Origin of the sequence: Streptomyces sp. NPDC006339, assembly GCF_040612775.1 — a bacterium.
GTDB lineage: Bacteria > Actinomycetota > Actinomycetes > Streptomycetales > Streptomycetaceae > Streptomyces.
Map to the genome: position 1 here is coordinate 105,826 of NZ_JBEXQW010000017.1, position 16,752 is coordinate 122,577.

15 protein-coding genes and 1 riboswitch are annotated in these 16,752 nt (G+C 71.7%); of the genes, 11 read left to right on the forward strand and 4 right to left on the reverse strand.

Going from position 1 to position 16,752, the window contains the following annotated elements:
• The first annotated feature begins 28 nt into the window (after window positions 1–28).
• From ABZ135_RS16245 to ABZ135_RS16255, 3 genes are all read left to right on the forward strand, one after another.
• Window positions 29–937 (forward strand): CopD family protein, encoded by a 909-nt coding sequence (locus tag ABZ135_RS16245; RefSeq protein ID WP_356696107.1) that lies wholly within the window; start codon window positions 29–31, stop codon window positions 935–937.
• Window positions 938–1,047: 110 nt separating this feature from the next.
• Window positions 1,048–2,430, forward strand: a complete 1,383-nt coding sequence (locus ABZ135_RS16250) for a hypothetical protein (protein WP_356696109.1) — start codon at window positions 1,048–1,050, stop codon at window positions 2,428–2,430.
• Entirely contained in the window at window positions 2,427–3,074 is a 648-nt protein-coding gene (locus tag ABZ135_RS16255) for a hypothetical protein (protein ID WP_356696111.1), read from the forward strand. The genes ABZ135_RS16250 and ABZ135_RS16255 overlap by 4 nt, the downstream gene beginning before the upstream one ends.
• Here the strand turns inward: ABZ135_RS16255 and ABZ135_RS16260 are convergent.
• The 4 genes from ABZ135_RS16260 to gcvT form a co-directional block, all read right to left on the reverse strand.
• Window positions 3,061–4,431, reverse strand: a complete 1,371-nt coding sequence (locus ABZ135_RS16260) for an L-serine ammonia-lyase (RefSeq protein WP_356696113.1) — start codon at window positions 4,429–4,431, stop codon at window positions 3,061–3,063. The genes ABZ135_RS16255 and ABZ135_RS16260 overlap by 14 nt on opposite strands.
• A 152-nt stretch (window positions 4,432–4,583) precedes the next feature.
• A complete protein-coding gene (glyA, locus tag ABZ135_RS16265) occupies window positions 4,584–5,843 on the reverse strand; it encodes a serine hydroxymethyltransferase (RefSeq protein ID WP_356696115.1) in 1,260 nt (419 codons plus the stop codon).
• A gap of 24 nt (window positions 5,844–5,867) precedes the next feature.
• Window positions 5,868–6,245: a glycine cleavage system protein GcvH gene (gcvH, locus tag ABZ135_RS16270; RefSeq protein ID WP_356696117.1), complete on the reverse strand. Its 378-nt coding sequence runs from the start codon at window positions 6,243–6,245 to the stop codon at window positions 5,868–5,870.
• A gap of 119 nt (window positions 6,246–6,364) precedes the next feature.
• Window positions 6,365–7,489, reverse strand: a complete 1,125-nt coding sequence (gene gcvT, locus ABZ135_RS16275) for a glycine cleavage system aminomethyltransferase GcvT (protein ID WP_356696119.1) — start codon at window positions 7,487–7,489, stop codon at window positions 6,365–6,367.
• 161 nt (window positions 7,490–7,650) lie between these two features.
• Window positions 7,651–7,762, reverse strand: a riboswitch (glycine riboswitch).
• A gap of 152 nt (window positions 7,763–7,914) precedes the next feature.
• Here gcvT and ABZ135_RS16280 point away from each other — a divergent pair.
• The 8 genes from ABZ135_RS16280 to ABZ135_RS16315 all read left to right on the forward strand — a co-directional run bounded on the left by ABZ135_RS16280 (window position 7,915) and on the right by ABZ135_RS16315 (window position 16,651).
• Window positions 7,915–8,601: an AAA family ATPase gene (locus tag ABZ135_RS16280; protein WP_356696121.1), complete on the forward strand. Its 687-nt coding sequence runs from the start codon at window positions 7,915–7,917 to the stop codon at window positions 8,599–8,601.
• 123 nt (window positions 8,602–8,724) lie between these two features.
• The gene (locus ABZ135_RS16285) at window positions 8,725–9,462 is read left to right on the forward strand and encodes an enhanced serine sensitivity protein SseB (protein WP_356696123.1); all 738 of its coding nucleotides are present in this window, start codon (window positions 8,725–8,727) and stop codon (window positions 9,460–9,462) included.
• A gap of 114 nt (window positions 9,463–9,576) precedes the next feature.
• Complete coding sequence (locus ABZ135_RS16290; RefSeq protein ID WP_356696125.1) at window positions 9,577–10,356, forward strand: enhanced serine sensitivity protein SseB C-terminal domain-containing protein; 780 nt, start codon at window positions 9,577–9,579, stop codon at window positions 10,354–10,356.
• Window positions 10,357–10,589: 233 nt separating this feature from the next.
• Window positions 10,590–12,260 carry an ABC transporter substrate-binding protein gene (locus ABZ135_RS16295; RefSeq protein ID WP_356696127.1) on the forward strand — a complete coding sequence of 557 codons (1,671 nt, stop codon included), beginning with the start codon at window positions 10,590–10,592 and terminating at the stop codon, window positions 12,258–12,260.
• Window positions 12,261–12,353: 93 nt separating this feature from the next.
• Window positions 12,354–13,349 (forward strand): ABC transporter permease, encoded by a 996-nt coding sequence (locus tag ABZ135_RS16300; protein ID WP_356696129.1) that lies wholly within the window; start codon window positions 12,354–12,356, stop codon window positions 13,347–13,349.
• On the forward strand, window positions 13,349–14,311 hold the full coding sequence (locus ABZ135_RS16305; RefSeq protein ID WP_356696131.1) for an ABC transporter permease: 963 nt from the start codon (window positions 13,349–13,351) through the stop codon (window positions 14,309–14,311). Before ABZ135_RS16300 ends, ABZ135_RS16305 begins: the two co-directional genes overlap by 1 nt.
• 4 nt (window positions 14,312–14,315) lie before the next feature.
• Window positions 14,316–15,308 carry an ABC transporter ATP-binding protein gene (locus tag ABZ135_RS16310; protein WP_356696133.1) on the forward strand — a complete coding sequence of 331 codons (993 nt, stop codon included), beginning with the start codon at window positions 14,316–14,318 and terminating at the stop codon, window positions 15,306–15,308.
• Window positions 15,305–16,651, forward strand: coding sequence for an oligopeptide/dipeptide ABC transporter ATP-binding protein (locus ABZ135_RS16315; protein ID WP_356696135.1), 1,347 nt, complete (start codon window positions 15,305–15,307; stop codon window positions 16,649–16,651). Before ABZ135_RS16310 ends, ABZ135_RS16315 begins: the two co-directional genes overlap by 4 nt.
• Window positions 16,652–16,752 lie beyond the last annotated feature (101 nt).

Consider the following 16,752-nt stretch of genomic DNA (forward strand, 5'->3'; position numbering starts at 1 on the left):
CCGTCCGGACCCCGGTGACGCTCATGAGGTGACGCTCCCCGGTCCCCTCGGCACCCCGATCCGTCTGACGGCGGCCGTTCTCGCCGTTCTCGCCGTCCTCACCGTCGCCCTCCTCGGCGGCTCGCTCGCCCGGACGGGCACCGGTGAACTGGAGATCCCCGCCGCCGGCAGCATCACCCTGCTGCGGCTCCTCGTCCTCACCGCCCTCGCCGTCCAGATCGGCGAGATCGCGGGCGTCCGGATCGCCCGCGAAGGCCCGCTGCCCCGCCGCTGGTCACTGCCCGCGGCCACCGTCGGCTGCGCCGCCTCCGCCGGCCTCCTCGTCCTGCTCGCCGTGATCAGCGGACTCAAGCTGACCACCGTCTACGGGCTCCGCGAAGGCCGGCTGCTCCTCGTCACCGCCAACGCCCTCGCCCTGGCCGCCCTGTGCGCCGCCGGCCGCCGGCCCGCGCTCGCCCTCGGGCCGCTCGCCGTCGCCATCGGGGCCGAGGCCCTGCGCGCCCACCCCGAGGCGTACAGCCCGGCGGTCGGCGTCACCCTCACCGTCGTCCACCTGACGGCCGCCTCGCTCTGGTTCGGCACCCTGCTGTACGTCCTGCGCACCATGTGGCTGCGCGGCGGCGGCCGGGACGTCCTCCTGCGGTACGCCAGGATGGCCGCCTGGGTCTTCGCCGCCCTCGCCGTCACCGGCACCTGCTCCACCCTCCGCCGCCTCCCGCTCGACGGCGTCCTCACCACCGCCTACGGCAGGGTCCTGCTGGTGAAGCTCGCCCTCTTCGGCCTGGCCGCGCTGCTCGCCCTGACCGCCCGCCGCCGGATGCTGGCCGGCGGCGACGCCCAGCCCCCCGCCCGGGTCGAGCTGGGCGTCCTGGCGGCCGTCATGGTCGTCTCCGCGCTGCTCACCGTCGTACCGGACCCGCACTGGCTGCTGCCCTGAGGGAGCCGGCCCGAGGGGCGGTGCCGGGAGGCGGGGAGGAGAATGGGACGTGATCCCACCCACCCCCGACCCTCATGCTCACTGCCGCGCGGCTGATGCCTCGACTCCTGATGGCGGTGCTTCTGAGCGCAGCGATCAGCGTGGGACCGGTCGTCCCGACCCCTCTGGCCCCGCTGCTGCTGCGGGCCGCCGCCGCGTCCATCTCGCTGAGCCCGGCGTCGGGGCCGCCCGGTACGGACGTGGTGGTCACCGGCAGCGGGTTCGACGGCTGCGGCAAGGTGACGATCACCTTCGACGGCGGGCACGCGGTGGCGGGCACGGCGAACCTTCCCCTGATCTCTGGCGAGATCAGGGTCCCGCAGGACGCCACCCCCGGACCGCACACGATCGCGGCGCTGTGCAAGCCGCACGTCGACACCGGCGGCGACACCTTCTACGGCCAGGCCGTCTTCACCGTGACCGGCGTCGGGGGTGACGGCGACGGCGACACCGGTGGGACCACGGACGAGACCGCCGGCATCACGCTCGACCCGGGCACGGTGCGGCCGGGCGGGTCCTTCACCGTCGACGGCTCGGGGTTCGGCCGGTGTTCCACGGACGACGTCGAGCTGTACGTGGAGGACCAGCGGGTCCTCGACTACCGGATCGACGTCGGCGCGGAGACCGGCACCTTCAGCGAGCAGGTGACCGTCCCCGACGCCGCCGACCCCGGCACCTACACCGTCCGCGCCGTCTGTGTCGGCCCGGACGTCTTCGCGGAGGCCCCGCTGGTTGTCGAAGGCACGGCCCACGGCGAACCGGTGCTCACCCTCGACCTCGCCGAGAGCGCCCCGGGCGAGACGGTGCGGGCCGCCGGGACCGGGTTCGCCTGCCCGGCCGTCGACCTGCTGTGGGACGGCGACGAGCCGCCGCTGGGCACCGCCGAGACCCGGGAGGACCGCAGCTTCGACGCGGTCGAGATCACGGTCCCGGCCGACGCCGAGCCCGGCGCCCACACCGTACGGGCGCAGTGCGCCGAGGACCCGGAGCGGTACGACGAGGCGGCGTACGAGGTCACCGACCCCGCGACCACGCGCGGGACGACGACGGGCGGCACCGAGACCGGCGGGACGGAGACGGGCGGCACCGGTACGGGTGGGACGGAGACCGGGGGGACGGAGACGGGCGGTACCGGTACGGGCGGGACGGAGACCGGGGGCACCACGGGTGGCGGCGGCAGCGGTACGGGCATGCCCGTCGCCCTGGTCGTCGGGTCCACGGGCGGGATCGCCCTCGCGCTCGCCCTCGGGGCGCTCGCCTACTTCGGGCGGCTGCCCTACCGCGGCCCCCGCTGGGTCCGCACCCACGTACGGGCGACGCTGCGGCCCGCCGCCGGCCGCAGCGTGCTGACCGAGCACCGGGCGCCGGGGGAGCCGCCCAGCCACACCACCCGGCTCGATCCGCATCCGGATCCCGGCCGGCAGACCATCGAGGAGCAGGAGGAGGGGCGATGACCACGACCGCTCCGGCCCCGACGACCGTCCGCTCGTTCCTGCTCGGAGAGGGGGAGGACCTCGACGGTCCGCTGCGCGCCCACGGCACGACCGGGCCGCTGCTCGCCCCCGTACGCCGGCGCACGCCCGCCGCCGACCGGGCGGTCGAGCACGAGCTCGCCACCGTCGTCGACGACTTCCTCGGGCTCGACGCCCTCGACCTGGTCGCCGCCGGCTGGCGCGGCCACACGGCGCTGCGCTCGGCGGCCCGCCGCACCCGCGACCTGCCGGGCAGCGAGGAGGTCGTCGCGCTGGCCACGCACAGGGTCACCTCGTCCCACCGGCCGACCGTCGACGTCTACGTGGACGGCGCCAGGATCGGGACCCTGGAGGTGGGCCTGGACGTGGTCTTCTGGATCTCGGGCTTCGTCTGCGTGGTGCGGGACGCCCATCTGACCCGGGTCGAATCGGGGAACTGCGCGGTCGACGCGAGCCTCGCCGTGCAGGGCGAGATCATCACCGAGCGCCGGGGGAAGCCGCTCGACCTCCCCGGCGGCTTCGCCCCGCGCGGCCCGGTCCCGCTGCTGCGGGACGAACCGCAGCCGGCCCAGGGCGCCCCCACCGCCCCGGGCGCCCCGACCGTGCCGGGTGTCAGCACTCGATGATGTTCACCGCGAGACCGCCGCGCGCGGTCTCCTTGTACTTCACGCTCATGTCCGCGCCCGTCTCCTTCATGGTCTTGATGACCTTGTCGAGGGAGACCATGTGGCTGCCGTCGCCGCGCATCGACATCTTCGCCGCCGTGACGGCCTTGACCGCCGCCATGCCGTTGCGCTCGATGCACGGGATCTGGACCAGGCCGCCGACCGGGTCGCAGGTCAGGCCCAGGTTGTGCTCCATGCCGATCTCGGCCGCGTTCTCCACCTGCTCGGGGGAGCCGCCCAGGACCTCGGCGAGCGCGCCCGCCGCCATGGAGCAGGCGGAGCCGACCTCGCCCTGGCAGCCGACCTCGGCGCCGGAGATCGAGGCGTTCTCCTTGAAGAGCATGCCGATCGCGCCGGCGGCGAGCAGGAAGCGGACCACCCCGTCCTCGTCCGCGCCCGGCACGAAGTTCATGTAGTAGTGCAGGACGGCGGGGATGATGCCGGCCGCGCCGTTCGTCGGGGCGGTGACCACACGGCCGCCCGCCGCGTTCTCCTCGTTCACGGCCATCGCGTAGAGGGTGATCCACTCCATCGCGTGCGCGGCCGGGTCGCCCTCGGAGCGCAGCTTGCGGGCCGAGGTCGCGGCGCGGCGGCGGACCTTCAGGCCGCCCGGCAGGATGCCCTCGCGGGACATGCCGCGCGAGACGCACGCCTGCATGACCCGCCAGATCTCGAGCAGGCCCTCGCGGATCTCCGTCTCGGTGCGCCATGCCTTCTCGTTCTCCAGCATCAGCGAGGAGATCGACAGGCCGGTCTCCTTGGTGAGGCGGAGCAGCTCGTCGCCGGTGCGGAAGGGGTACGTCAGGACGGTGTCGTCCGGGATGATCGGGTTCTCGCCCGCGACCGCGTCGTCGTCCACGACGAAGCCGCCGCCGACCGAGTAGTACGTCTTCTCCAGGATCAGCGCGCCCGTGGCGTCGTAGGCGAAGACGGTCATGCCGTTGGCGTGGTACGGCAGCGCCTTGCGCCGGTGCAGGATCAGGTCGTCGTCGAAGGAGAAGGGGATCTCGTGCGCGCCGAGCAGGTTGATCCGGCCGCTCCGCTTGATCCGCTCGAACTCGTCGTCGGCGGTCTCCACGTTCACCGTGCGCGGCGAGTGGCCCTCCAGGCCGAGCAGGACCGCCTTCGGGGTGCCGTGGCCGTGGCCGGTGGCGCCCAGCGAGCCGTACAGCTCCGCCCGTATCGACGCGGTGTGGGCCAGCAGGCCCTCGTTCTTCAGGCGGCGGGCGAACATGCGGGCCGCGCGCATCGGGCCCACCGTGTGGGAGCTCGACGGACCGATGCCGATCGAGAACAGGTCGAAGACCGAGATGGCCACGGGGGACTCCTTGTGGGGGCGACGCCGTTGTCTGCCGGGGTGGTGCAGAACGAGCAGGAAGAGCGGGCAGTGCGGTAAAGGGGTGGGGCACCGCGCTCACTGTCCAGTGTGCGTGGTGCCCCGGAGCTTCATACCAACAAAAGGGTACGAAATTACTTCAGGCCGGGGTACAGCGGGTGCTTCTCGGCCAGAGCGGTCACCCGGGCACCCAGGGCCGCGGCGTCGAAGCCGGGCTTCAGGGTCTCGGCGATGATGTCGGCGACCTCGCGGAAGTCCTCGGCCTGGAAGCCGCGGGTGGCGAGGGCCGGCGTGCCGATGCGCAGGCCGGAGGTGACCATCGGCGGGCGCGGGTCGTTCGGAACGGCGTTCCGGTTGACCGTGATGCCGACCTCGTGGAGGCGGTCCTCGGCCTGCTGGCCGTCCAGCTCGCTGTCGCGCAGGTCGACCAGGAGCAGGTGCACGTCGGTGCCGCCGGACAGCACGGAGACGCCGTGCTCCTTGACGTCGTCCTGGACCAGGCGCTCGGCGATGATGCGGGCGCCGTCCAGGGTGCGCTGCTGGCGCTCCTTGAACTCCTCCGAGGCGGCGACCTTGAAGGAGACCGCCTTGGCCGCGATCACGTGCTCCAGCGGGCCGCCCTGGAAGCCGGGGAAGACGGAGGAGTTCAGCTTCTTCGCGAACTCCTTCTTCGCCAGGATGACGCCGCCGCGCGGGCCGCCGAGCGTCTTGTGCGTGGTGGAGGTCACCACGTCCGCGTACTCGACCGGGTTCGGGTGCAGACCGGCGGCGACCAGGCCCGCGAAGTGGGCCATGTCGACCCACAGGTATGCCTCGACCTCGTCGGCGATCCGGCGGAACTCGGCGAAGTCCAACTGGCGCGGGTAGGCGGACCAGCCCGCGATGATCACCTTGGGGCGGTGCTCCTTGGCGAGGGCCTCGACCTCGGCCATGTCGACCAGACCGGCCTCGTCCACGTGGTAGGCGACCACGTTGAACTGCTTGCCGGAGAAGTTCAGGCGCATGCCGTGGGTGAGGTGGCCGCCGTGGGCCAGGTCCAGGCCGAGGATCGTGTCGCCCGGCTGGGCGATCGCGAAGAGGGCGGCCTGGTTGGCGGAGGCGCCGGAGTGGGGCTGCACGTTGGCGTACTCGGCGCCGAACAGGTCCTTGATCCGGTCGATCGCGATCTGCTCGGCCACGTCGACGTGCTCGCAGCCGCCGTAGTAGCGGCGGCCCGGGTAGCCCTCGGCGTACTTGTTGGTGAGGACCGAGCCCTGGGCCTCCATGACCGCGACCGGAGCGAAGTTCTCCGAGGCGATCATCTCGAGGGTGGACTGCTGGCGGCGGAGCTCGGCGTCGACGGCGGCGGCGACGTCCGGGTCCAGCTCGTGGAGAGGGGTGTTCAGAAGCGACATGTTTCGATCCCTGGGGGGTCTCGGTTAGCCGGCGGTGAAGGCGGTGTACTCGTCGGCGGTGAGCAGGTCCTCCGGCTCGGCCTCGATGCGCACCTTGAACAGCCAGCCACCCTCGAACGGGGCGGAGTTCACCAGCGAGGGGTCGTCGACGACGTCCTGGTTGGCCTCCACGACCTCGCCGGTCACCGGGGCGTACAGGTCGCTGACGGACTTCGTGGACTCCAGCTCGCCACAGGACTCGCCCGCGGTGATCGTGTCACCGACGTTCGGGAGCTGCACGTAGACGACGTCGCCGAGGGCGTTCGCCGCGTGCTCGGTGATGCCGACCGTGGCGACGCCGTCCTCGACGGCCGACAGCCACTCGTGCTCCTTGCTGTAGCGAAGCTGCTGGGGGTTGCTCATGACCTGATTCTCCTGGATCGGGGGAGTGCTGATGAACGTGGGTCTTGCGAGGTGAGATGCAGAATGAGACGAATCGCTGAGGGAAACGTCACTTCTGGCCTATCCCTGTCAGTCGCCTGTCACTTCTGACGCTTGTAGAACGGCAGCGCCACGACCTCGTACGGCTCGTGGGTGCCCCGGATGTCCACGCCGACGCCCTCGGTGCCGGGCGCGGCGAAGGCGGCGTCCACGTAGGCCATGGCGATCGGCTTGCCCAGGGTCGGGGACGGCGCGCCGGACGTGATCTCACCGATCACCTCGCCGTTCGCCACGACGGACATGCCGGCGCGCGGGACCCGGCGGCCCTCGGCGATCAGACCGACCAGCTTGCGCGGCGGGGCGGTCTCGGCGCGCTCGGCGGCCTTCTCGAGCGCCTCGCGGCCGACGAAGCGGCCCTCGTTGGTGGTCTTCTCGAACTTCACGACCCGGCCGAGGCCCGCGTCGAACGGGGTGAGCGAGGTGGTCAGCTCGTGGCCGTACAGCGGCATGCCCGCCTCCAGGCGGAGCGTGTCACGGCAGGACAGGCCGCAGGGGATCAGGCCGACGCCCGCGCCCGCCTCGGTCAGCGCCTTCCACACGCCCTCGGCGTGCTCCGGCTTCAGGAACAGCTCGAAGCCGTCCTCGCCGGTGTAGCCGGTCCGGGCGATCAGCGCGGGCACGCCCGCGACGGTGCCGGGCAGACCCGCGTAGTACTTCAGACCGTCCAGGTCGGCGTCGGTGAGGGACTTCAGGATGCCGGGGGACTCCGGGCCCTGGACGGCGATCAGCGCGTACGCGTCGCGGTCGTCGCGGACCTCGGCGTCGAAGCCCTCGGAGCGCTCGGTGAGGGCGTCGAGGACGACCTGGGCGTTGGAGGCGTTGGCGACGACCATGTACTCCTGCTCCTGGAGCCGGTACACGATCAGGTCGTCGAGGATGCCGCCGTCCTCCTGGCAGATCATCGTGTAGCGGGCGCGGCCGTTGCCCACCGTGGAGATGTTGCCGACCAGCGCGTAGTCCAGGAGGTCCACGGCCTGCGGGCCGGAGACGGTGATCTCGCCCATGTGGGACAGGTCGAAGAGGCCCGCCCGGGTGCGGACGGCGTTGTGCTCGTCCCGCTCGCTGCCGTAGCGCAGTGGCATGTCCCAGCCGGCGAAGTCGGTCATGGTCGCGCCCAGCGAACGGTGCAGCGCGTCGAGGGCGGTCAGGCGGGGGGCAGTGCTCATGGGGTGGCTCCCGGGTCCCAGGGCGTGCGGGGCACGACGTGACATGACGGTGAGGACGATCCTCCCCATCTGTCATGGAACCTGAGAGGTTCACCGAGGGCATCCCCGGCTTGCACCTTGGGTGGGGCCGCGACACGGTGCGGCCCGCTTTTCAGATCTGCCTCATCCACGCGGTACGGGGCCTGAGAGATTCAAGGGAGGTTCTTGCTCCTTCGGCGCCCGGACGCGCGGCGCGACTGCGCCTGGCGACCGGGACTCTCCCGCGCGGATTCGAGCGGCCGATATGCGGTTGTGCGCGCTGCGGCGAGCGCGTGGCGCGCTCATCATTGCACGGCGGGTCCGCCGGGCAAATCGCTTGTGTCCCATTACCGTTTCTTTACACTTCGTGGGCAGGGTCCCGGCAGGCCCGACAGGGGGAGCAGACGATGACCATCCAGCGCACCGGCGCCTACGCGCCGCATACGGGGATACCTCTTCAGCGGGCGGCCGCGCGGGCCCGCGCCCGCGAGCGGGTCAGAAGCCGGCGCCGGGCCCGGCTGCTGCGCGACCTGCGCGAGCGCGGCGGCCGCAGCCCCCGCGTGCTGACCTTCGCCGCCGGCGACGTCGTGGTGGTCTCCGGACTGCCCGGCGCGGGCAAGTCGACGCTCATGAGCCGCGCCGCCGAGGGCCGCGCCATCGACTCCCAGCACACCCGCGAGCGCTGGGAGGCCCGGCTGCCCCGCTTCCTGCCGTACGCCCTGTGGCGCCCCCTCGCCCGCCTCGCGCACTACGCGGGCCTCCGCCGCGCCCTGCGCTCCGGCGCCGGGGTGATCGTCCACGACTGCGGCACCCAGTCCTGGGTCCGCGGCTGGCTCGCCCGCGAGGCCCGGCGGCGCGGCGCCGCCCTGCACCTGATCCTGCTCGACGTCGACCCCGACACCGCCCGCGCCGGCCAGCGCTCCCGCGGCCGCGGCGTCTCCGGCTACGCCTTCGCCCGGCACCGCCGCGCCGTCGGCCGCCTGGTGCGCACCGCCGAGAGCGGCGCCCTGCCGCCCGGCTGCGCCTCGGTCACCCTGCTCGACCGGGACGCCGCCGACGCCCTGCGCAGGATCGGATTCCGCGACGTGGCGTGAACCACTCCCGCTCCTCCGGCGTCCTTTTCGGTCACAGGGGCGGCGAGCCGCCATTAAGGTGCCTATGGCCTGTCCGGCGGACCAGGCCACCGCACCGTGTGCCGGAAGGGGACGACGAGAACCGTGGACGTGACGTGGCCGGGCAATGAGCTCGAGGAAGTACTGGCCGCCTCGCTCGGCAACCCCGCCGCCGGAGGCAGGCTGGTCGAGGTCCTCGGCCGCAGCCCCGTGTGGGTGCCCCTGCCCAACGGCGGCGGCCCCGACAGCCCCGACCTCGACCTGCCCACCCTGGAGATAGACGGCTCGGCCTACGTGCCCGTCTTCAGCTCCCGGGAACAGTTCCTCGCCTGCGTCGGCGAGCACATGTCGTACACCGTCGCCCCCGCCCGCGACTTCGCCCGCGGCCTGCCCCCGCAGCTCGGCATCGCCGTGAACCCCGGCGGCACCGTCGGCGTCCCGCTGCCCCCGCCCGCCGTCGCCGAGCTCTGCCGGACCGGCCGCACCCCGCTCGACGGGCCCGCCAGCGGCGGCCGCGTCCGCCTCTTCGAGCCCGACTGGCAGGACGACCCGGTCGACTTCCTCGCCGCCGCCTCCGCCGAGTTCGAGGCCGTCGGCACGGTCGCCACCGCCCGCCGCGCCCTCGCCAGCGTCGAGGGCACCGAACCCGCCCTCTTCGTCGGCGTCCAGCTCCTCCACGCCGAGGCCGACCTGAACACCCCGCTGGACGCCCTCGGCCGCGCCCTCGGCCGGGTCGAGGTCGCCTGGCCGGTCAACCTGATCCTGCTCGACGTGGCCCAGGACCCCGTCGCCGACTGGATGCTGGACAAGGTGCGCCCCTTCTTCCAGCGCGCCGCCGTGTGACGGTCCCCCTGTTTAAGCTGAACTGATTCAGAACCGAGCGACTTCGCAGACCGAGCGACGAGCAACGAGCAACCGAGCCGTACGGCCGTACGAACAAGAGGGGCGGGACCCAGGGTGAGCGCGTCAGGCACCGCTGCGACCGGACAGGTCGAGCACATGCTGCGCCAGGTGGCACCCGGACGCCACGACGCCTACGAACAACTGCTGCACGCCCTCGCCGGCTCCGAGGTCTGGATGCTGCTCTGGAACGGCGCCCCCGGATCCCCCGACGCCCAGTACGGCAACATGGAGATCGACGGCTACGGCTACGCCCCGTGCGTCACCTCCGCCCAGGAGCTCGCCGCCTCCGGCTGGAACCGCGCCCACGAGCTCGTCCCCGGCCTGGAGATCGCCCGCGCCCTCTACCCCGACCGCTGGGGCATCTGGCTCAACCCGCACGCCCCCGGCGGCGGCGTCGGCATCCCCTGGGCCGACCTGCGCCGCATCGCCACCGGCCTGGACCGGATGCCCGCCGGCCCCCTGCGGCTGTCCGAGCCCGCCCTGGAGATCCCGCAGTTCTACGCCCTGCTCACCCAGAACGCCCACCGCACCCCCGCCGTGCGCTCGCTGCGCCGCGCCTGGGTGCAGCCCGCGCTCGGCTCCCCGTACCTCGCCATCGGCCTCGACCTGTACGACTCCTCGCCGGCCTCCGTCGAGGCGGTCCGCGCGATGATGCACCAGACGGTCGGCGCCGTCCCCGACGGCCTGCCCGTCTCCACGGTGACGATGTCCGACCCCTACGACCCGGTCGCGATGTGGCTGGGCGCCCACGCCCGCCCGTTCTACGACCGCGAGGCGCACGCCGCCCCGTCTCACCAGCCGGGATACGGCTACCCGCCCGCGCGGCACCCCTGACCCACCCCGCGCCGCCGGCGACACGGCACGGAAACACCGCCGAAATCCCTTGCCAAACAGAGGTTTTGCCTCCGCTTCCCGGCGGACGCGCTGCGATGTCCCGCATCGGACCGTTTTGGCAACTGTCCGGGTCTCAGGTTGGTATCACCGCTATGCGGACTGTTCTCTGCCGCGTCACTCGCCAGTAGCGTTCGGCCGGTCAAGACCACACATGGCGACCCAGGGGTGGACCCATGCGAATATTCAAGTCCCGGGCGGCCCGGGCTTTGACGGCGACCCTCACGGTCGGCCTCATCGCCACGGGCTGCGCGAGCGAGCGGGGCAAGGACGGGGACAAGGGCGGGGCGAAGGACACCTTCGTCTTCGGCGCCCCCGGCGACCCGGCCTCCCTCGACCCGTCCCTCGCGGCCGACGGTGAGACCTTCCGGGTCACCCGCCAGGCCTTCGAAGCACTCCTTGAGCACGAGTCCGGAGGCAGCAAGCTCGTCGGCGGTCTCGCCGAGACCTGGTCGAGCAACCCCCAGGGCACGGTCTGGACGTTCAACCTGCGCAAGGGCGTCAAGTTCCACGACGGCGAGGCGTTCAACGCCGCCGCGGTCTGCGCGAACTACGACCACTGGTTCAACTGGAAGGGCACCTACCAGTCCAGCGCGATCTCCACCTACTGGCAGGACATCATGGGTGGCTTCGCGAAGAACGAGGACAAGGAAGCCCCCGCGCCCAACTACAAGTCCTGCACGGCCAAGGACGAGAACACGGCGGTCATCGAGGTCCTCAAGCCCTCGGCCAACCTGCCCGGCGGCTTCTCCCTCCAGGCCCTCGCGATCCACTCGCCGAAGGCGATCAAGGAGTACGAGAAGCAGGAGGCGACCGCCAAGGGCGACGCCATCACGTACCCCAAGTACAGCCAGGAGGCCGGCACGGTCGCCGGCACCGGCCCGTACAAGATCGCGAAGTGGAACAAGGGCAACAAGGAAGTCACCCTGACCCGCTTCGACGACTACTGGGGCGAGAAGGCCAAGGTGAAGAACCTGGTCATCCGCACCATCGACACCGAGGACGCCCGCCGCCAGGCGCTGCAGGCCGGTGACATCGACGGCTACGACCTGGTCGCGCCCGCCGACATCAAGACGCTCGAGGCCGCCGGCGCCCAGGTGCCGACCCGCGACGTCTTCAACCTGCTCTACCTCGGCATGACGCAGACCAAGAACCCGGCGCTGCAGAAGCCCGCGGTCCGCCAGGCCATCGCGCACGCCGTCGACCGCGAGAACATCGTCAAGACCCAGCTCCCCGAGGGCGGCAAGGTCGCGACCCAGTTCATGCCGCACACCGTCGCCGGCTACTCCGAGAACGTGAAGAAGTACCCCTTCGACACGGCCAAGGCCAAGCAACTCCTCGCCTCCGCCGGTGCCAGCAACCTCTCGATCGAGATGTGCTACCCGACCGAGGTCACCCGCCCGTACATGCCGGCGCCGCAGGACATCTTCGAGCTGATCAAGGCCGACCTGGAGAAGGCCGGCATCAAGGTCACCCCGAAGCCGCTGAAGTGGAACCCGGACTACCTGGACGCGGTCGAGGCCGGCTCCTGCGCCCTGCACATGCTCGGCTGGACCGGTGACTTCAACGACGGCTACAACTTCATCGGCACCTGGTTCGCCGAGCCCGACAAGCAGTGGGGCTTCAAGGACGACAAGGTCTTCAACGCCGTGAAGGCGGGCTCGCTCCAGGGCGACCCGGCCAAGCGCACCGACCTGTACAAGGCCGCCAACGAGGCCATCATGGAGTACCTGCCCGGTCTCCCGCTGACCTCCTCGCCGCCCGCCATCGCGTTCGGCAAGAACGTCAACCCGCCGAAGGTCTCCCCGCTGACGCAGGAGAACTTCGCCGAGGTCTCCTTCAAGTAACGCACCGCAAGCGGTCCGCCCGGCCACGTAGGCACGACACGTGGCCGGGCGGACCCGCATCCGACTCTCGTACGCAAGAAAGGGGCACGCGGGGTGTTGCGACTCGTCGTACGACGACTTCTCCAGCTCATACCCACCCTGCTCGGCCTGTCGGTTCTGCTCTTCGTCTGGCTGAACCGACTGCCCGGCGGACCCGCCTCAGCGATCCTGGGCGAGCGGGCGACCGAAGCCGACGTAGCGCGCATCAACCGGGCGCTGGGACTCGACCAGCCGCTCTACGTCCAGTACGGACGCTTCCTCAAGCGGCTCTTCGAACTCGACCTCGGCACCTCGGTGCAGACCGGACAGCCGGTCTGGGACGAGTTCGTGCTGCGCTTCCCCGCCACGGTGGAACTCAGCATCGCCGCCATGTTCATCGCCACCGCCGTCGGCATCCCCCTCGGCTACCTCGCCGCCCGCAAGCGCGGCGGCTGGCTCGACGTGGCCTCGGTCTCCGGCTCGCTGGTCGGCATCTGCATTCCCGTCTTCTTCCTGGCCCAACTGCTCAAGGGCGCCCTCGGCGGCGTCTTCGGCACCTACGGACGCCAGTCCACCGGCCTCGACGCGACCAGCGTCACCGGCTTCGCCGTCCTCGACGGCATCCTCACCGGCGAGTTCGACGCCGCCTGGGACGCCCTCATGCACCTGGTGCTGCCCGGCATCGCCCTGGCCACCATCCCGCTCGCGGTCATCGTGCGCATGACCCGCGCGAGCGTCCTGGAGGTCCTCGGCGAGGACTACGTCCGCACCGCCGAGTCCAAGGGACTCGAGCGCCGGGTCGTCCGCGGCCGGCACATCCTGCGCAACGCGATGCTGCCCGTCGTGACCGCCGTCGGCCTGCTCACCGGAAGCCTGCTCTCCGGCGCCGTCCTCACCGAGTCCGTCTTCTCCTTCGGCGGCATCGGCTCCTTCATCCGTACCGCCATCGACGCCCGCGACTACCCGGTGCTCGTCGGCTTCATCATGTTCATCGCGATGGTGTACGTCCTGATCAACCTGCTGGTCGATCTCATGTACAGCGTCATCGATCCGAGGGTGCGGGTGCACTGATGAGCCTGGTATCCACCAACACGTCGAAGATCGACCGTCTCGCCCAGCTCACGGCGAAGAGCGAGACCGCCAGCGGCGCCAGCCTGTGGCGCGAGGCCATGCGCCGGCTGCGCTCCAGCAAGATGGCGATCATCGGCGCCGTGATCATCGCGGCGTTCGTCCTGGTCGCGATCATCGGCCCCTGGATCGCCCCGCACGCGCCGACCGACCAGACCTGGCGCGGCGAAGTCTTCTCCAACCGGGGCCAGTTCGTCGGGGCGCGCGCCGAGAACTGGTTCGGCCTCGACCACCTCGGCCGCGACATGTTCTCCCGGATGCTGGTCGGCGCGCGCCAGACGCTGCTCGTCGGTGTCGTCTCCATGCTCATCGGCCTGCTCGTCGGCGCCCTGGTCGGCGCCGTGTCGGGCGCCGCCGCCACCCTCGGCGGCCCGATGGGACGACGCTTCGACAACGCGATCATGCGCGTCACCGACATCATGCTGGCGCTGCCCTCGCTGCTCCTCGCCGTCTCCATCGCCGCGGTCATGGGCCAGTCCCTCACCACCGTGATGATCGCCGTCGGCGTGGTGCAGATCCCGATCTTCGCCCGCCTGCTGCGCGGTTCGATGCTCGCCCAGGGCAGCAGCGACTACGTCCTCGCGGCCCGCTCCCTCGGCATCCGCAAGCGGCGCATCGTGCTCACCCAGATCCTGCCGAACTCGGTGAGCCCGGTGATCGTCCAGGCCACGCTCAGCCTCGCCACCGCCATCATCGAGGCCGCGGCGCTGTCGTACCTCGGCCTCGGCAACCCCGACCCGGCGGTCCCCGAGTGGGGCGTCATGCTCACCCAGGCTCAGCGCTTCTTCGACAACGAGCCCATGATGTCCGTGTATCCGGCGGTCGGCATCATCATCACCGCCCTCGGCTTCACCCTGCTCGGCGAGGCCATGCGCGAAGCGCTCGACCCGAAGCTGCGAGGTTGATGTCATGCCACTGCTCACCGTGGACGAACTCACCGTCACCTTCGGCGGCCGCGGCCGCAAGGACGTCCGGGCGGTCAACGGCGTCTCCTTCGGCGTCGACCGGGGCCAGGTCGTCGGCCTGGTCGGCGAGTCGGGCTGCGGCAAGTCCGTCACCTCGCTCGCCCTGATGGGACTCCTTCCGCACAAGGGCGTCACCCTCGGCGGGCGCGCCGACTTCGACGGTACGGACCTGCTGAAGCTCAGCACGTCCAGGATGCGCGACCTGCGCGGCCGGGACCTGGCGATGATCTTCCAGGACCCGCTGTCCTCGCTGAACCCGGTCATCCCCATCGGGGTCCAGGTCACCGAGATCCTCCAGCGCCACCGGGGCCTGAAGGGCGAGGCCGCCCGCAAGGAGGCCGCCCACCTGCTCGACCGGGTCGGCATCCCCGACCCGACGCGGCGCCTGAAGGAGTTCCCGCACCAGCTCTCCGGCGGCATGCGGCAGCGCGCCCTCATCGCCATGGCCGTGGCCTGCGCCCCGCGCCTGCTCATCGCCGACGAGCCGACCACCGCGCTCGACGTCACCATCCAGGCCCAGATCCTGGAGCTCCTCAAGGAGCTCGTGGACCAGGAGGGCACCGCCCTCCTGATGATCACCCACGACCTGGGTGTCGTCGCCGGCCTGTGCGACGAGGTGAACGTGCTCTACGCCGGCAAGGTCGTCGAGTCCGCCGCCCGGCGCGAGCTGTTCGCGCACCCCACCCACCCGTACACCCACGGGCTGCTCGGCTCCATCCCCCGGCTCGACGCGCCCCGCGGCGAACCGCTCCACCCGATCCGCGGGTCCATCAACGACCAGATCGCCTGGGCCGACGGCTGCGCCTTCGCCCCGCGCTGCGACCGGTACGAGATGGAGTGCCTCACCGGCACCCCCGAACTGACCGAACCACGCGAGGCCGGACACCGCGCCCGCTGCGTCAACCCGGTCCTGGCCACGACGGAGGTCCCGGCATGAGCCTGCTCGAACTCGACGGTGTGAAGGTCCACTTCCCCGTCAAGAAGGGCATCCTCTTCGACCGCACGGTCGGCCACGTCTACGCCGTCGACGGCGTGTCGCTGTCGGTCGAGGCCGGCCAGACCTACGGCCTGGTCGGCGAGTCGGGCTGCGGCAAGACGACCCTCGGTCGCGCGGTGCTGCGCCTGGTCGACGTCACGGACGGCTCGGTCGTCCTGGACGGTACGGACGTGGCCAAGCTCTCCGAGAAGGACCTGCGCTCCTTCCGCCGCCGGCTCCAGATGGTCTTCCAGGACCCGCTGGGCAGCCTCAACCCGCGGCAGAACATCGAGTCGATCCTGAGCGAGGGCATGGCCGCGCACGGGATCGGGGCGAACCAGGACGAGCGGCGGGAGAAGATCCGGGAGATCCTCGCCAAGGTGGGCCTGCCCACCAACGCGCTCTCCCGCTACCCGCACGAGTTCTCCGGCGGCCAGCGCCAGCGCATCGGCATCGCCCGCGCCCTGGTGCTCGAACCGGACGTCATCATCTGCGACGAGCCGGTCTCCGCCCTGGACGTCTCCATCCAGGCCCAGGTCATCAACCTGCTCGAAGAGCTCCAGGAGTCGATGGGCCTGACCTACCTGGTCATCGCCCACGACCTGGCCGTGGTCCGCCACATCTCGGACGTCATCGGCGTGATGTACCTCGGATCGCTGGTGGAGGAGGCCCCGAGCGACGCGCTGTACGCGGAGCCGATGCACCCCTACACCAAGGCCCTGATGTCCGCGGTCCCGGTCCCGGACCCGGAGGTCGAGGACCGCCGCGAACGCATCCTCCTCCACGGCGACCTCCCCTCCCCGGCCAACCCCCCGACCGGCTGCCGCTTCCACACCCGCTGCCCCTGGAAGCAGGAGTCGCGGTGCGCGACGGAGCGCCCCGAGCTGACGGACGTGGGCGGCGGCCACAAGGTGGCCTGCCACTTCGCGAAGGAGATCCACGACGGCACGATCCAGCGCACCGGCACGACGGACGCGGTGGTCATCCCGGCCCAGATCACCCCGGACCCGGCCGACGCGACCCCGCTGACCTCCCCGACGACCCCGGCGGCGGAACTGGCGGACGCGGTACCCGAGGGCTCGGCCGGGTCAGAGGGCTCGGACGGCTCGGAGGGCGCCGAGGGCTCGGCCGGCTCGGCCGGCTCGGCCGGCTCGGAGGAGTCGGCGAAGGCCGTCGAGCGCGACGAGCCCGCCGACGCCAGCGAGCCTGCCGACACCAGCGAGGCCGCCGACAGCGACAAGGCCGAAAAGCCTGACGAGGCCCCGACGGCCCCGGCGGCGAAGGGCGACGCGTCGCGGGCCTGACCGGCCCGTCTCCGAGGCCCCCGCAGCCGCTGGCTGCGGGGGCCTCGCCGTCGTACGGCGGGGGCCTCCGCACCGTGCGGCACGGCGCGCGGCCCACCCCC

Excerpts from the sequence above, each read along its gene's own strand:
- ABZ135_RS16315 (WP_356696135.1), top strand. The coding sequence starts at position 15,305 with ATGAGCCTGCTCGAACTCGACGGTGTGAAGGTCCACTTCCCCGTCAAG.
- gcvT (WP_356696119.1), bottom strand. The coding sequence starts at position 7,489 with ATGAGCACTGCCCCCCGCCTGACCGCCCTCGACGCGCTGCACCGTTCG.
- ABZ135_RS16295 (WP_356696127.1), top strand. The coding sequence starts at position 10,590 with ATGCGAATATTCAAGTCCCGGGCGGCCCGGGCTTTGACGGCGACCCTC.
- ABZ135_RS16255 (WP_356696111.1), top strand. The coding sequence starts at position 2,427 with ATGACCACGACCGCTCCGGCCCCGACGACCGTCCGCTCGTTCCTGCTC.
- ABZ135_RS16250 (WP_356696109.1), top strand. The coding sequence starts at position 1,048 with ATGGCGGTGCTTCTGAGCGCAGCGATCAGCGTGGGACCGGTCGTCCCG.
- glyA (WP_356696115.1), bottom strand. The coding sequence starts at position 5,843 with ATGTCGCTTCTGAACACCCCTCTCCACGAGCTGGACCCGGACGTCGCC.
- gcvH (WP_356696117.1), bottom strand. The coding sequence starts at position 6,245 with ATGAGCAACCCCCAGCAGCTTCGCTACAGCAAGGAGCACGAGTGGCTG.
- ABZ135_RS16305 (WP_356696131.1), top strand. The coding sequence starts at position 13,349 with ATGAGCCTGGTATCCACCAACACGTCGAAGATCGACCGTCTCGCCCAG.
- ABZ135_RS16310 (WP_356696133.1), top strand. The coding sequence starts at position 14,316 with ATGCCACTGCTCACCGTGGACGAACTCACCGTCACCTTCGGCGGCCGC.
- ABZ135_RS16280 (WP_356696121.1), top strand. The coding sequence starts at position 7,915 with ATGACCATCCAGCGCACCGGCGCCTACGCGCCGCATACGGGGATACCT.